16 protein-coding genes are annotated in these 14529 nt (G+C 56.3%); 12 read left to right on the top strand and 4 right to left on the bottom strand.

Going from position 1 to position 14529, the window contains the following annotated elements:
* Positions 1-23: 23 nt before the first annotated feature.
* Positions 24-260 carry a YdcH family protein gene (locus KO498_RS02815; RefSeq protein WP_215958369.1) on the top strand — a complete coding sequence of 79 codons (237 nt, stop codon included), beginning with the start codon at positions 24-26 and terminating at the stop codon, positions 258-260.
* Here KO498_RS02815 and KO498_RS02810 read toward each other — a convergent pair.
* The 3 genes from KO498_RS02810 to KO498_RS02800 all read right to left on the bottom strand — a co-directional run bounded on the left by KO498_RS02810 (position 249) and on the right by KO498_RS02800 (position 3756).
* Complete coding sequence (locus tag KO498_RS02810; protein WP_215958368.1) at positions 249-1079, bottom strand: alpha/beta hydrolase; 831 nt, start codon at positions 1077-1079, stop codon at positions 249-251. The genes KO498_RS02815 and KO498_RS02810 overlap by 12 nt on opposite strands.
* On the bottom strand, positions 1079-2470 hold the full coding sequence (locus KO498_RS02805; protein ID WP_215958367.1) for a helix-turn-helix domain-containing protein: 1392 nt from the start codon (positions 2468-2470) through the stop codon (positions 1079-1081). The genes KO498_RS02810 and KO498_RS02805 overlap by 1 nt, the downstream gene beginning before the upstream one ends.
* Before the next feature lie 71 nt (positions 2471-2541).
* Positions 2542-3756: a multidrug effflux MFS transporter gene (locus tag KO498_RS02800; protein WP_215958366.1), complete on the bottom strand. Its 1215-nt coding sequence runs from the start codon at positions 3754-3756 to the stop codon at positions 2542-2544.
* 178 nt (positions 3757-3934) lie between these two features.
* On the opposite strand from KO498_RS02800, the gene KO498_RS02795 reads away from it, so the two are divergent.
* From KO498_RS02795 to KO498_RS02765, 7 genes are all read left to right on the top strand, one after another.
* Complete coding sequence (locus KO498_RS02795; protein WP_215958365.1) at positions 3935-5467, top strand: acyl-CoA carboxylase subunit beta; 1533 nt, start codon at positions 3935-3937, stop codon at positions 5465-5467.
* Entirely contained in the window at positions 5437-5895 is a 459-nt protein-coding gene (locus tag KO498_RS02790) for a DUF6497 family protein (RefSeq protein ID WP_215958364.1), read from the top strand. The genes KO498_RS02795 and KO498_RS02790 overlap by 31 nt, the downstream gene beginning before the upstream one ends.
* Positions 5896-6109: 214 nt before the next feature.
* On the top strand, positions 6110-6259 hold the full coding sequence (locus tag KO498_RS02785; protein ID WP_215958363.1) for a hypothetical protein: 150 nt from the start codon (positions 6110-6112) through the stop codon (positions 6257-6259).
* A 99-nt stretch (positions 6260-6358) separates the two neighbouring features.
* The gene (locus KO498_RS02780) at positions 6359-6736 is read left to right on the top strand and encodes a hypothetical protein (protein WP_215958362.1); all 378 of its coding nucleotides are present in this window, start codon (positions 6359-6361) and stop codon (positions 6734-6736) included.
* Between the two features lie 331 nt (positions 6737-7067).
* Complete coding sequence (locus tag KO498_RS02775) at positions 7068-7274, top strand: hypothetical protein (RefSeq protein ID WP_215958361.1); 207 nt, start codon at positions 7068-7070, stop codon at positions 7272-7274.
* 134 nt (positions 7275-7408) lie between these two features.
* Positions 7409-9451, top strand: a complete 2043-nt coding sequence (locus KO498_RS02770; protein WP_215958360.1) for an acetyl-CoA carboxylase biotin carboxylase subunit — start codon at positions 7409-7411, stop codon at positions 9449-9451.
* Between the two features lie 96 nt (positions 9452-9547).
* The gene (locus KO498_RS02765; protein ID WP_215958359.1) at positions 9548-10054 is read left to right on the top strand and encodes a hypothetical protein; all 507 of its coding nucleotides are present in this window, start codon (positions 9548-9550) and stop codon (positions 10052-10054) included.
* A gap of 4 nt (positions 10055-10058) precedes the next feature.
* On the opposite strand, the gene KO498_RS02760 is transcribed toward KO498_RS02765, so the two are convergent.
* Positions 10059-10496 (bottom strand): DUF4174 domain-containing protein, encoded by a 438-nt coding sequence (locus tag KO498_RS02760; protein WP_215958358.1) that lies wholly within the window; start codon positions 10494-10496, stop codon positions 10059-10061.
* A gap of 175 nt (positions 10497-10671) precedes the next feature.
* Here KO498_RS02760 and KO498_RS02755 point away from each other — a divergent pair, with 175 nt between their 5' ends.
* From KO498_RS02755 to KO498_RS02740, 4 genes are read left to right on the top strand one after another with little or no spacing between them, the layout of a single operon-like run.
* On the top strand, positions 10672-11319 hold the full coding sequence (locus KO498_RS02755) for a hypothetical protein (protein WP_215958357.1): 648 nt from the start codon (positions 10672-10674) through the stop codon (positions 11317-11319).
* On the top strand, positions 11285-13411 hold the full coding sequence (scpA, locus tag KO498_RS02750) for a methylmalonyl-CoA mutase (RefSeq protein WP_215958356.1): 2127 nt from the start codon (positions 11285-11287) through the stop codon (positions 13409-13411). Before KO498_RS02755 ends, scpA begins: the two co-directional genes overlap by 35 nt.
* A gap of 4 nt (positions 13412-13415) precedes the next feature.
* A complete protein-coding gene (locus KO498_RS02745) occupies positions 13416-14033 on the top strand; it encodes a VOC family protein (RefSeq protein WP_215958355.1) in 618 nt (205 codons plus the stop codon).
* Entirely contained in the window at positions 14030-14509 is a 480-nt protein-coding gene (locus tag KO498_RS02740; RefSeq protein WP_215958354.1) for a GNAT family N-acetyltransferase, read from the top strand. Before KO498_RS02745 ends, KO498_RS02740 begins: the two co-directional genes overlap by 4 nt.
* Positions 14510-14529 lie beyond the last annotated feature (20 nt).

Raw genomic sequence — 14529 nt, 5'->3', positions numbered from 1 at the left:
AAAGACATCAACAGGAGTGAAACATGTCACATACACCCCATGAGCTACACGACGAGTTCCCCGAGTTCGCAGAGAAAATCACCGAGTTAAAAACCTCAGATGCGCATTTTGCCAATCTGGCGGAGGAATACCATGAGGTGAACCGTGCCGTGCACCGTGCGGAGACCAATGTCGAGCCTGCGAGCCAGTTTGCCGAGGAAGACATGCGCAAGAAGCGGGCGGCGTTGAAGGACGCTTTGTATCAGCTGCTAACGGCTTGATCTGTCGATAAAACGCCAGAGATGTGGCAGCACATCCGAGCGCCAAAGATCAGTGTGCCCGCCGCCTTTGACGGCAAGGAACTGTTTGTCGTTTGTTGCGGCGGCGGCAAACACCTTCCGGCCTTGAGCAATTGGAATGAAGGCATCTTCAGTCCCGTGAATCACCAGCAGCGGGCTTTTGATGTAGCGGGCATTGGCTGCACTTTCCCATGTGGAAGTGAGAAACTTCGACAGGGGTTCAAGTTGCGGAGACATACCAAGCGCGACATCGAGAATTGAAGAATAGGGGGCTTCAAGCACAACGGCTGCTGGTGGCCCCGCGCCTTTCTCCGCATCGGTTACGGCAGAAGCCAGCAAGCCAAGAATGACGACGCCAGTGCCGAGACTTTCGCCATAAAGCACTCGGGGGTTGTCGGACTTGAGGACGCGATCAAGGTGTCGGTATAGTGTGCGCACATCGGCGGTTATGGCCTTCTGCGAGGGCGTGCCTGTAGACCCTGACGAGCCGCGATAGGCCATAGCAACAAGGCCATACCCGCGCTCTGTAAAGCGGCGGAACCGGCCTGCACGGTTTGCCAGATTGCCCGCGTTACCGTGAAAATAGAGGATGACCGGCTTGCCCCCGCGAGGTGCTGCGACCCATGTAACAAGCTGCGCACCGTCGACCTCAAGTGTTTTCTCGGTGAGGTTCGGAACGCCGGCTTTTGCCGGGCTGACGCGGGTGCTGTCAAAGGGGTAGATCATTTTCTGTTCGAGGAGCCCAACGGCGACATACCCGCCGAGGCTGAACAGGGTTATGTAAGCCAACACCCGTAACATCAGGCGAGATCATAGGGCAGCACGCCGCGGCTGTCGGGGTTGATGGTGAGGCGGCGCTCAAGCGGTGGAACCGAGCGTTGATGGCAGTTTGCACGTTCGCAAATCCGGCAGGATATGCCTATGGGTTCAAACTCTTGCCGCTCGGACACGTTGAGTCTGTCGGCATAAACAAGCGAGGGTGAATGGGCTATCTCACAGCCCAAGGCTATGGCAAAGCGGCGCGTGGGGGCGCCAAATTGCCCTCCGGTTTTGCTAACATCACAGGCGATAGAGATGTAGCGCACCCCATCAGGCGTTTCGGCGAGTTGGCGCAAGAAGCGGCCCGGTGTTTCGAACGCTCTGTGGACGTTCCAAAGCGGGCAGGCACCACCGAAACGGGCGAACTGTAGCCGTGTGGCCGAGTGCCTCTTGGTGATGGTTCCGGCTTGGTCAACGCGCACAAAAAAGAAGGGCACGCCCTTGGCTCCGGGGCGCTGCAGCGTTGAGAGCCGGTGCGCGACTTGCTCGATCGAAGCGCCAAAACGACGTGCGAGGCGCTCAAGATCGTGGCGCGTGTCTTGTGCGGCTTTCTGGAAGGCTTTGTAGGGCATAAGCGCGGCCCCGGCGAAGTAGTTTGCCAAGCCGATCTTGGCGATGGCGCGCGCCTCTTCGGAGTGAAAGCGGGCCAGATCAAGTGTGGCTTCAAGCAGCTTGTCTTGTTTGAGCAGGGCCACCTGCAACAGAACTTGAAAGGTGCGGGTTGCGGCTGTTGCGCGTGTAGAGAGCGTTAGCGTTCCGCCTGCGCGATCAAAGTTGCGCAGGCTGTCTTGGTCGCGCTCTTGCACAGTGATGCCTGCTTGGCTCAGCGCATGGGTGGCGCTTTGGTAGATGTCAGAGCTTTGTGAGGCGAAGTGCTCGGCGGCGCGGTCAACAGCGTCGATGTAATTGTCGCAATAGTGAAAGAAATCACGCACTTCATCCCAGGGGCTGGCCTGTGCGCGGGCGTCATCGCGGCCCAGGGCTTCATCGAGCGAGGCGAGACGTTCTTGGGTTTGTCTATAGGCACGGTGCAGGGCCAGAAACGAGCGTGCGAAACCCTGGGCATTTGAGGCCGTCAGCCGCAAGTCAGCCAGCGGTGGAGGATCATCGGCGAAGACCGGATCGGCGAGGGCCTCGCGCATGTCAGACACGAGGCGTTCGCTGTCTGCTGATGTAAGCTCGGTAACATCAAAGCCGAACTCCTGCGCAAGGTTGAGCACCACTGTTGTTGAGACAGGGCGCTTGTTGTTCTCCATCTGGTTGGCGTAGGGCAGCGAAACGCCGAGCTTTGCTGCGAAGTCTTTTTGCGTCAGGCCAAGACGCAAGCGCGTTTCGCGCAGTTTGGCGCCTGCGTAGAGTTTTTGAATAGCCATATGCAGCCTCTAGGATTTGCAACTTTGCTCTGTTTGCATAGTGCCTTTGCAAATTTGCTAAAGCAAGCGGCTTACAAGTTCAACCGGCGCTCACGGCGAATAATGAGCAGGGCTGTGATCATGGCGGCAAAACAACTCACTGTCATGATTACAGTCAGAGGCACTTCGCTTGATCCGGGCTTGAGGAGCGCGCCTGCAAGTGCTGCAAGCGCGGCGCCACCGCCGATCATGATCGCGCTGCCAAGCCCCGCTGCGGTGCCTGCCAAATGCGGGCGCACCGAGAGCATTCCGGATTGCCCGTTTGGCAAGACCATGCCGTTTCCGAGGCCAAGCACAGCAACAAAGGCGAAGAACAAAAATGGCGTGTTAAGGCCTGCCAGGCTGAGTAGGAGCGACGGCAGCAGTGCAATCACGCAGATCAGATTTCCCCAAAAAATCATCTGATTGACGCCGATGCGAACCGAGTAACGACCGGTGATGAAGTTGCCGATGAAGTAGCCGATGCCGGGGGCTGCAAAATACAAGCCGAGTGTATCGGGTGAGAGGCCAAAGACCTGCTCGCCCACAAAGGGTGCGCCGCCCAGATAGGCAAAAAATGCTCCCGCAGAGAAGGCCGAGGAGAAGCAGTAGCCCCAGAACCGCGGGGATGTGAGCAACTCGGGGTATTCACCAAATTGCTGCGTCAAGGTGCGGCCACTGGGCGGAGATGTTTCCTTCAGGTCAAACCAGGTGACGGTAAAAAGCACCAAGCCGAGGCCAAACAGCATCCAAAAGCTCGCATGCCAGCCGTAGCGGACCTCAAGAAAGCCGCCGACTGCCGGGGCGATCATGGGGATGAGCGACATGCCCATTGTGACATAGCCAAGCATCGAGGCGCCCCTGTTGAGGCCATAAATGTCGCGCACGACAGCGCGGGTTAAGACCATCGCAACAGAAATGACGGCCTGCAACATACGAAAGACCATGAAGGTGAAGGCGTCTTGTGCGGCGAGGCAGCCAAGGGTTGCGAGGCAAAACAGGGCCATCCCCCAAAGGAGCACGATTCGGCGGCCGTATTTGTCAGATATCGGGCCGATGAAGAGCTGCAAGAAAGCGTTGATGGCCAGATACAAAGCAACCGAGAGTTGCATAAAGGCGTAGTCGACCTGAAAGAACTCGGCCATACCGTTAAGGGACGGCAGGAAAATGTTCATCGCCAGCGCAGACAGGCCCGTCAGGCAGATAAGTGTTCCGATGTGCGGAGGTGTTGAACGGTCTAGAAAGCGGCTTTTTTGAATTTCTTGCATTTGGGAAGCGGTATTCCGGTTGTTTGGTAGAGTCCAGTCTCAGGTGATATGTCGGTGAAAATTTGCAAATTTGCAATTAGCTGAAAAACCTAGAATACATCTTTGCAAATTTGCGAGTTTGTTCTTTTTCGAGGCCTTGCAACGCGTTATGTTGGTCTAAATCCTAAAGGGGGCCGACATGAAAGATATCCTTCAAATGCTTGATGATCGCCGCGCTGATGCGCAGCTTGGCGGTGGTGAAAAGCGCATTGCAGCGCAGCACGCCAAAGGCAAACTTACTGCGCGCGAGCGGGTTGAGTTGCTGCTGGACGAAGGCAGCTTTGAAGAGTTCGACATGTTCAAGGCGCACCGTTGCACTGATTTTGGTATGGAAAAACAAAGGCCTGCGGGTGATGGTGTGATCACTGGGTGGGGCACGATCAATGGCCGTATGGTCTATGTGTTTTCTCAGGACTTCACGGTTTTCGGCGGATCGCTCAGTGAAACGCACGCCGAGAAGATCTGCAAGATCATGGATATGGCGATCCAGAATGGGGCGCCTGTTATCGGTATCAACGACTCAGGTGGTGCGCGTATTCAGGAGGGGGTTGCCTCGCTTGCGGGCTATGCCGAAGTTTTCCAGCGTAACATCATGGCCTCTGGCGTGGTGCCGCAGATCAGCTTGATCATGGGGCCTTGTGCCGGCGGCGCGGTGTACTCCCCTGCGATGACCGACTTTATCTTCATGGTGAAAGACAGCTCCTACATGTTTGTCACCGGCCCGGATGTTGTGAAGACCGTGACCAACGAGGTTGTCACCGCAGAAGAGCTTGGCGGCGCGAGCACCCATACCAAGAAGTCGTCAGTCGCTGACGGTGCGTTCGAGAATGACGTCGAGGCGATCGCTGAGGTGCGCCGCTTGGTTGATTTTCTGCCGCTTAACAACCGCGAAAAGCCGCCCGTGCGCCCGTTCTTTGACGAGCCGGGCCGCGCGGAGGCGAGCCTTGATACGCTTATTCCTGACAACCCCAACCAGCCCTATGACATGAAAGAGCTGATCGCGAAGATCGCTGACGAGGGTGACTTCTACGAAATTCAGGAAGATTTCGCGGCCAATATCATCACTGCGTTTATCCGTCTTGAAGGGCAAACTGTGGGTGTGGTTGCCAACCAACCGATGGTGCTTGCCGGTGTTCTGGATATCGACAGCTCGCGCAAGGCCGCGCGGTTTGTGCGCTTTTGCGATGCGTTTGAAATCCCGATCCTGACACTGGTTGACGTGCCGGGCTTCTTGCCGGGGACGTCACAAGAGTATGGCGGCGTTATCAAGCACGGCGCGAAGCTGTTGTTTGCCTACGGTGAGGCAACCGTGCCGAAAGTGACTGTAATCACTCGAAAAGCCTATGGTGGTGCATATGATGTTATGGCCTCAAAACACCTGCGCGGTGACTTTAATTATGCGTGGCCCACTGCCGAAATCGCGGTGATGGGCGCGAAGGGTGCAACCGAGATTATCCATCGTGCCGACATGGGCGATGCTGACAAGATCGCCCAACATGCCGCCGATTACGAAGAGCGTTTTGCCAACCCGTTTGTTGCCGCCGAACGCGGGTTTATCGACGAGGTTATCGTGCCGCATAGCACCCGCAAACGTGTTAGCCGCGCCTTTGCCAGCCTCAGGGGCAAGCAGCTGACGAACCCGTGGAAAAAACACGACAACATACCGCTGTAACGCCGATGGATACGGTGTTTCATACAGCCGTTTGTGCGGCGTTCGGCGTGATGCTGGCAGGGCAGGTGTGTGCCACAGAAAACCTGCGCGCAGTGCCCGTGCCGCCCTCGGGGATGCTTATCGAGCTGACAGATGTCATTCTTGACGAGAAGCCCGATCAAACGTTTGTCTATTCGCGGTTTCGCTTTTTGGTGCCGGAACTGGCAAAAGGCAACCCGCCGGAGCTTGAGGTTCTGGCCCGTGATTTTGAGTTTCTGTGCAACGAATTTGCTTTGCCGATCGTGCTTGAAAGTACCGCTGAAGTAGATCGCATCGTGATCTCATATTCCGACCGACCAGTTGATTTCGGGGCGACTGATCCTGACGCCCGGCAGTTTTTTGAGCAGTTTGGTGTCAAAAATGATGCCTGTATCTGGGAGAATTATTAATGCAACCACAACATGTTGCGGCACAAAGTTCATTTGAGCGGGTTCCTGCGCCTTTGGTGTCACAACTTCTGACGCTTTTCGCGCGTGGCTATCGAAAATCTTCATTTTTAGGTATGTTGCTGGCGCAGGCTTCGAGAGAAGTCAGTAACTTTAACCAGAGGCAGGACGGGGCTGAAGCGCCCCTAAAGTCCGAAAGAAATGACAGGAGTTCAATATGTCAAATGTCCTTAAAGGCGCAGTTGCCTTTTCGTTTGTGGCGCTCGTTTCCGCTTGTGGCGGCAACAAAGCTTCAGATGAAGAGTATGTTGTGGTTGATCCAGCCCCGATCTCGGTTGAGCCAACGTTCACCGGCAAATACAAATAACCAGTTTTTGAAGCGGGCCTTTGGGCCCGTTTCACCCTACCATTTCCTTACATTTCAAGCCTGTCTGCCGTCTCGGAGTGCTCTGAGGGGGGCTTTCGTATGATTAAACATCGAGGTTTTCCGGGCCGCCTTACGGGCACCGACTTTCAGTTTGTCATTCGCCGCGCCAACCCCAAAGGGGTGACGCCACTCACTGTGCGCGAGCGGTTTCGTGACCGCCGCCCGCCGGACAAGCGCGCTGACGCGGGTTTCATGAAAGCACTGTGGGAGTACTTTGGCGAGCATCCGTTCGAGCGCGGCAATCTTGATGCCGGGCGCATTTCCTGGTTGTATGGCCGTGAGATTATTCCTGCTGAAGACCCGTTCGACCCAGCAAGCTATGATGCGCTTTTGCAGATCGACGTCGCGGCGGCAAAGCTCTCGTTTCCCGATATTTTTACGGATGATTGGGATGATGATGAGGGCGGACAAGCATGAATTTGCCGATACAACCCCTAATTGAGCGCAGTTTAGCTCATTTCAGATCAACCCCACCCAACGGGCTTTCGCGGTTTCTGATCCCATGCAAGGGTCTAGAGGTGATGGTAGGCGCAAGCCTCATCCGTTACCCTTCCCCTGCAGGGCGCGGCGGCTGCCCCCAAGGTCGCCGCCCCTGCTTTTTTCTTGCCACAGGTGGCGAGCAAAATAGGCTGGGTAACTCGACAACGCGGCCCGTCATGCTTAACTCTCTCAGTATGAAGGCCGCACAGACGGCCAAGCTGTCGGCTAACATGTCGGCAAAAAACATATGCAAACGAGGCAAAGAGTTATGCAAAAGATCACAAAATGGGCTGTCGCGCTCAGCACGGCGGCTATGCTCGCCGGTTGCGGCGATACGCTTACTGAGCAAGCCGTTATCGGCGGCGGTGCGGGTGTCGCAGTATCACATGTCACCAAAGGTGACTTGCTCACCGGAGCGCTTGTCGGTGCGGTTTCCAACGTCGCATACTGTCAGAAATTCCCGTCACGCTGCTAGGCTGACGCAGGTCTCGCAAGGGGCCACCAAAAACACCAAAGCCACGTCACAGCTTCACAGCTGCGGCGTGGCTTTTTCTTTGCTTCATTGGCAACGGGTAACACCCGCGAAGGCCAAAACGAAAGGGACATGCTATGTTTAAGAAAATCCTGATTGCCAACCGCGGTGAGATCGCTTGTCGGGTTATCAAAACTGCGCGAAAAATGGGCATCAAGACCGTTGCGATTTACTCAGATGCTGACCGCAACGCGCTGCATGTCAAGATGGCTGACGAGGCCGTGCACATCGGGCCGCCGCCTGCAAACCAGTCATATATCGTCATAGAAAACGTGATGAAGGCGATCAAAGACACCGGCGCCGAGGCGGTTCATCCGGGGTATGGCTTCCTTTCGGAGAACGCCAAGTTTGCTGAAGCGCTTGAGGCTGCTGGCGTTGCCTTTATCGGCCCACCTGTGGGTGCGATCGAGAAGATGGGCGACAAGATTACTTCCAAGAAGATCGCTCAAGATGCCGATGTCAGCACCGTTCCGGGCTATATGGGCCTGATCGAGGACGCCGAGGAAGCTGTCAAAATATCCAATCAGGTTGGGTATCCGGTGATGATCAAGGCTTCGGCAGGCGGCGGCGGCAAGGGCATGCGCATTGCCTGGAACGACGACGAAGCGCGCGAGGGCTTTCAGAGCTCGAAGAACGAAGCCGCGAACTCCTTTGGGGATGACCGGATTTTCATTGAAAAGTTTATCACCCAGCCCCGCCACATCGAAATTCAGGTGCTGTGTGACAGTCATGGCAACGGGATATACCTTGGCGAGCGCGAATGCTCTATCCAGCGCCGCCAGCAAAAGGTTGTTGAAGAAGCGCCATCGCCGTTTCTTGATGAGGCTACACGTAAGGCTATGGGCGAGCAGTCTGTTGCTTTGGCGAAGGCTGTTGACTATGCCAGCGCTGGCACGGTTGAGTTTATCGTTGATGGTGAGCGCAACTTCTATTTCCTTGAGATGAACACGCGCTTGCAGGTTGAACACCCTGTCACCGAGCTGATCACCGGCGTTGATCTTGTCGAGCAGATGATCCGCGTGGCTTATGGCGAGAAACTGGCGATGAGCCAAAAAGACGTGACGCTGACGGGCTGGGCGATAGAGAACCGCCTTTATGCGGAAGATCCTTACAGAGGTTTCTTGCCGTCAATCGGGCGTCTGACACGCTATCGCCCGCCCGCCGAGCTTGCCGCAGGCCCACTTGTTGCCAATGACAAATGGCAGGGTGATGCCCCTGTAGGAGACTTCGCGGTGCGCAATGATACCGGCGTGTTTGAGGGCGGTGAGATCAGCATGTTTTATGACCCGATGATCGCCAAGCTCTGCACTTGGGCTCCGAGCCGCAGTGAAGCGATTGCCCATATGCGCGACGCGCTCGACGGGTTTGAGCTTGAAGGCATTGGTCACAACCTGCCGTTCCTCAGTGCGGTGATGGACCACGAGATATTCACCAAGGGCGAGATGACGACGGCCTTTATTGAAGAGCAGTATCCTGAGGGCTTTGAGGGCGTCGAGCTTGCCGAACCCGAGCTGCGCAAGATTGCCGCCAGTTGTGCGGCGATGCACCGTGTCGCCGAGATCCGCCGCACCCGCGTGTCAGGCCGTATGGACAACCACGAACGCCGTGTTGGCAAAGACTGGGTCGTCAGCTTGCAAGGGCAGGATTATCCGGTGCGGATCGAAGCTGACCCGATGGGCTCCACCGTGCATTTTGCCAAGGGGAAAGTGCGCGTCGCGTCTGATTGGACACCCGGCGACCAGCTCGCAAAGCTTGATCTGGATGACGGCAACCTTGTGTTGAAGGTCGGCAAGATTTCGGGGGGCTTTCGCATTCGCTCTCGCGGGGCCGACCTGAAAGTGCACGTGCGCAGCCCGCGTCAGGCAGAGCTTGCGAGGTTGATGCCAGAGAAGCTGCCGCCGGACACTTCAAAGCTGCTCTTGTGTCCGATGCCGGGCCTTGTTGTGAACATTAGCGTCGAAGTCGGCGAGGAAGTGCAGGACGGCCAAGCGCTTTGCACAATTGAAGCGATGAAGATGGAAAACATCCTGCGCGCCGAGAAGAAAGGCATTGTCAGCAAGATCAACGCCGCAGCGGGCGACAGCCTTGCGGTTGACGATGTGATCATCGAGTTCGAATAGCGCCCATGATTGACCCCGCAGCATCCACAGCAAGAAAGCGGAAAGGTTTTTCTGCTACGTCAGATCAGGCTTGGCCTATATCTGAGGGGCGGTTGGATGCTGCGAACACCTATGATGCTGTCTTTGTTGGCGCTTTTGGCACTGACAGGATGCAAACTCGACAGCGAGGAGGCGTTGCGACAACGCCTCATCCGGCAGGTGTATCTGCTCGATACAGTGCATTTCGCCTCAAGCAGCACATGCACCGCGGCGGTGTTTACCTTGGCGCTGGCCGAGTTTCGCAACAAGTTTGCGGCTGCAGGCACAGTGAAGGCGGCGCTGAGAATGATAGAGCAGGGGCAACCGGTGCATTTTTATATGCCCGAGGTGAGCCCCAACGAGATCAGCGAAAGGTTGATGTCACACAATCTGCCCAGCGGGTTGGGGCTGATTTCGGCGGCTGTTGGGCCGGCGCAAAACTGCATGCCCGATCAAGTGTCGCGCGGGTATTTTCGGGTGCTGATGTCGCCGGAGACGCAGTTGGTTTATCTGCCAAAAGACAATGCTTTGCTTCTGGTTTATGTGCCCGAAAAACTGGCGTTTTACCTGCGCAGCAACGTGTAAGCGCTCAGCGTCTGTCGCGCATTTCCTGCTGGCGCAGCGGCAATTTGTCAACAGAGCGGGTGATTTCGCGTATGTCCCAAGGCAGCGGCTTGCGCAGATACATCTGCCCGTCCTTGCCGATGAGCACGAGCATAAAGCCGCGCGGATGGAACTTGTCGCGTAGGGCGGTTTCGGCAGAGGGGCTGGTGTCGGAGAGAACCACAATATCACGCAGGAAAAGTTCGTTGGGTCGTTCTGATAACAGGCGCATTTGCTCGACAAACCGCGGGTCGTTCTCGCTGTCGGCAAAGACAATCAAGACCCTGTTTTTCCATAAGAGTTTACTCAGATCCACCGTATCGCTGTCAACGAAGACTTCGGAGCGATCAGAGTCCGGAACGATTTCAGCTATTGCTGACCCCGTTAAAAACACTGCAATTACATATACTAAGATCTGTTTCATGAGCTCTCCTACACCCTATCATATAGGTGTAAAGGCAGGCATTGCGAGCGACTTTATCTGGTGTGGAGCTTTCTCTGCGTTGTTAAGTCATTCGTTAGCTAAATTTGGGCATCCTGTCTTTCGTTCGCTGCTGCTCTCTGTTTGGCCTGCGAAGTATGGGATAAGGTTTGGCGAGATGAGAATAGTTCTGCATTTGGGTGCTCAAAGGACAGCCACAACTACGTTCCAGAATTACATGCGCAGCCACCGTCGAGAGTTGGCAGTGCATGGCATCGGTTTTTGGGGGCCGCGCCGCACACGCAAAAGCGGCATGTTTGATGGGCTGTTTAGCCGCGCGAATGTGCCCGTGCCCGAGATTATCCTTGATCAGGCGCGGCGCAACTGGCGCGATGTTACGCAGGATGTCGCTGACAGCTTTGCCGGAGCGAGCATTGAGATGCATGATTTTGCCGGATACGCAAACCGGCCTGGTCTACGCCTGGCGCAGGTTGTCGGCTGCCCCAAGCTTGTTGAGGCCTCTGACGGCCTGAAGCTGAATGAAGCGCCTGACCTTGAAGAACTCCGCCAAATTCTAACGCGGCGTGGCGAGGCGGCTTGCAACTTGCCGCAGGGCTCCGGGCGCTACCAGCCTTTCAATGCTGATGCTCGATCCGAACTGAAAGAACTATTCGCCGATGACATGTTCTGGGCGAAAGGCGGCGCGGGAGGTGTTGCCACGTATATTGACCACATATCGCCAGAAGAAGCAGGCCTAAGTCTGCCGCTGGCTCTAAACAGAGGACACCACTATGACCAAGCGAGAGGACTGGACCGCGCAAGCTGAAAAAGAGCTGCGAGGCCGACCGGTTGAAGACCTGACATGGAAAACCCTTGAAGATATCGAGGTGAAGCCTGTTTATTTTGCCGATGATATCGAGGGCGCAGAGCACCTCGGGAATGTGCCTGGAACGGGGCCGTTTACACGCGGTGTAAAGGCCACGATGTATGCTGGCCGCCCTTGGACGATCCGCCAGTATGCCGGCTTTTCTACCGCCGAAGAAAGCAACGCCTTTTACCGCAAAGCCCTTGCTGCCGGACAGCAGGGTGTTTCTGTTGCCTTCGACTTGGCTACGCACCGCGGATATGACAGTGACCACCCGCGCGTGGCAGGCGACGTCGGCAAAGCAGGTGTTGCCATCGACTCTGTCGAGGATATGAAGATCTTGTTTGACGGCATTCCGCTCGACAAAGTCTCGGTTTCGATGACAATGAACGGAGCTGTCATCCCGATCTTGGCAAATTTCATTGTTACGGGAGAAGAGCAGGGCCACGACAAAGCACTGCTCGCAGGCACCATCCAGAACGACATTCTTAAAGAGTTCATGGTGCGCAACACCTACATATACCCACCTGCGCCAAGCATGAAAATCATCTCGGATATCATTCAGTATACTTCTGACGAGATGCCCAAGTTCAACTCGATCTCGATCTCGGGCTATCACATGCAAGAGGCCGGTGCGAACCTCGTGCAAGAGCTGGCCTATACGCTGGCTGACGGGCGTGAGTATGTGCGCGCAGCGATTGAGGCGGGCATGGATGTTGACACCTTCGCTGGTCGGCTCAGCTTTTTCTTTGCGATTGGCATGAATTTCTTCATGGAAGCGGCGAAACTGCGGGCTGCGCGCCTGCTTTGGCACCGCGTGATGACCGAGTTTGAAGCCAAATCGGAGCGCTCCAAAATGCTGCGCACCCACTGTCAGACATCGGGTGTGAGCCTGCAGGAACAAGACCCGTATAACAACGTAATCCGCACCGCATATGAGGCGATGGCAGCGGCACTTGGCGGCACGCAAAGTCTGCACACCAACGCGCTGGACGAGGCGATTGCGTTGCCAACAGAGTTTAGCGCCCGCATTGCCCGCAATACGCAGCTTATATTGCAGGAAGAGACCGGAGTGACCAATGTTGTCGACCCGCTGGCTGGCTCTTACTACGTTGAAAGCCTTACCAAAGAGCTCGCTGACAAGGCCTGGGCTTTGATGGAAGAAGTCGAGGAAATGGGCGGCATGACCAAGGCTGTGGCTTCCGGCATGCCCAAGCTGCGCATCGAAGAAAGTGCGGCGCGGCGGCAAGCCATGATCGACAAAGGCGACGAGGTGATCGTTGGTGTCAACAAGTACCGGCTCGACAAAGAAGAGCCTATCGACATTCTGGATGTTGATAACGTCGCTGTGCGCGACAACCAGGTAAAGCGGCTTGAAGGCATACGCGCCAGCCGCGACGACGCGGCTTGCAACGCTGCTTTGGCCGAGCTTACCCGCCGCACCAAAGAGGGAGGCAACCTTTTGGCCGCCGCGGTGGAAGCCGCGCGTGCACGTGCAACTGTTGGAGAAATCAGCATGGCTATGGAAGAAGAGTTTGGCCGTCACAGAGCCGAAGTGAAGACGCTTGCCGGTGTCTATGGCGCGGCCTACGAGGGCGACGAAGGCTTTGCCGCGATACAGAAAAGCATCGAGACGTTTGCCGAAGAAGAAGGCCGCCGCCCGCGTTTGCTTGTGGTCAAGATGGGCCAAGACGGGCATGACCGCGGTGCTAAGGTTATCGCGACGGCCTTTGCGGATATCGGCTTTGACGTAGACGTCGGCCCGCTGTTTCAGACGCCTGATGAGGCGGCGCAAGACGCGATCGACAACGATGTGCATGTTGTTGGTATTTCGTCGCAGGCGGCAGGGCACAAGACCCTTGCGCCACTGCTTATTGACGAGCTGAAAGCAAAGGGCGCCGGCGACATTATCGTTATCTGCGGCGGGGTTATTCCGCAGCAAGACTATGAGTTTTTGCAAAGCGCCGGCGTGAAAGCGATCTTTGGGCCAGGCACCAATATCCCTGAAGCGGCTCAGGATATTTTGAAGCTCATTCGCGCCGCGCGGGCCTGAACAGGTGTTGACGTTTGACCATCTGGTGATTGGTGCCGAGCGCTTGGAAGACGGTGTTGCATGGGCGCAAGAGCGTCTTGGCGTGCCGTTGGAAGGCGGCGGCAACCATGCCCGCTATGGCACACATAATGCACTGCTCGGGCTTGAAAACGGCGCCTACCTTGAGGTGATCGCCGTTGATCCTGATGCAGAGGCGGAGCATCTGCCTCGGTGGTTTGGCCTCGATGGCTTTGAAAGCGGGCCGCGGTTGCTGACATGGGTGTGCAGCACGCAAAACCTCAGCGGTGCGTTACCGCGCTTGCCCGAAGGGTTTTCTGGCATTGCAGAGCTGTCCCGTGGTGACTTGCACTGGAAGATGGCTGAAGCCCAAACCGGTGTTTTGCCATTCGATCAGTGCTTCCCGGGCATCATTGATTGGGGCACAACCCCGCATCCGGCAACGCGTTTGAAGACAAGCGGGATCGTTTTGGAGCGGCTCGAACTTCAGCATCCTGAGGCCGGGAAGCTGCGCAGCATCTTGGCCGACTTGCTCACAGACGATCGTGTTCATCTGAGTGCCCAGGAGCGGCCGCACCTGAGCGCAACCCTGCGCCGCCCAGACGGCAGCTTGGTGACGCTATGACGCTGCGTTCAGCGCAGCCACAAGACGCAGCAGCGATTGCAACGATCTGGAACGCGGTGATCCGCGATACTTTGGCGACATTTACGACCGTTGAAAAAGAGGCGACCGCGCTAGCAAAGCAGATTGCGGGAGAACCAAACCGCTGGCATGTTGCGGAGGTTGATGGGCAGGTTGTTGGTTTTGCTTGTTATTTTCAGTTTCGCGGCGGGCCGGGCTACGCGCGTGCTATGGAATTTTCCGTGCATCTGGCGCCGGAAGCGCGCGGCAAGGGTCTGGGCAGGAAACTGCTTGAACAACTGGAAGCAGCCGCTTCGGCGGAAGGTGCGCATACGCTTTATGGCGGGGTTAGCAGTGCCAACCCCGAAGGGGCCGCGTTTCACGAAAAATGTGGATTTGAGCGGCTCGCAACCTTGCCTGAAGTCGGGCGCAAAAATGATCAATGGCTTGATTTGCATCTTTATCAGAAATTTCTCTGATATCGCCGCTGACACTTGCA

The organism is Lentibacter algarum, assembly GCF_018860975.1.
Classification (GTDB): domain Bacteria; phylum Pseudomonadota; class Alphaproteobacteria; order Rhodobacterales; family Rhodobacteraceae; genus Lentibacter; species Lentibacter algarum_A.
The sequence above is the reverse complement of the archived record's forward strand: the minus strand, read 5'-3'. Positions and strand labels throughout refer to the sequence as shown.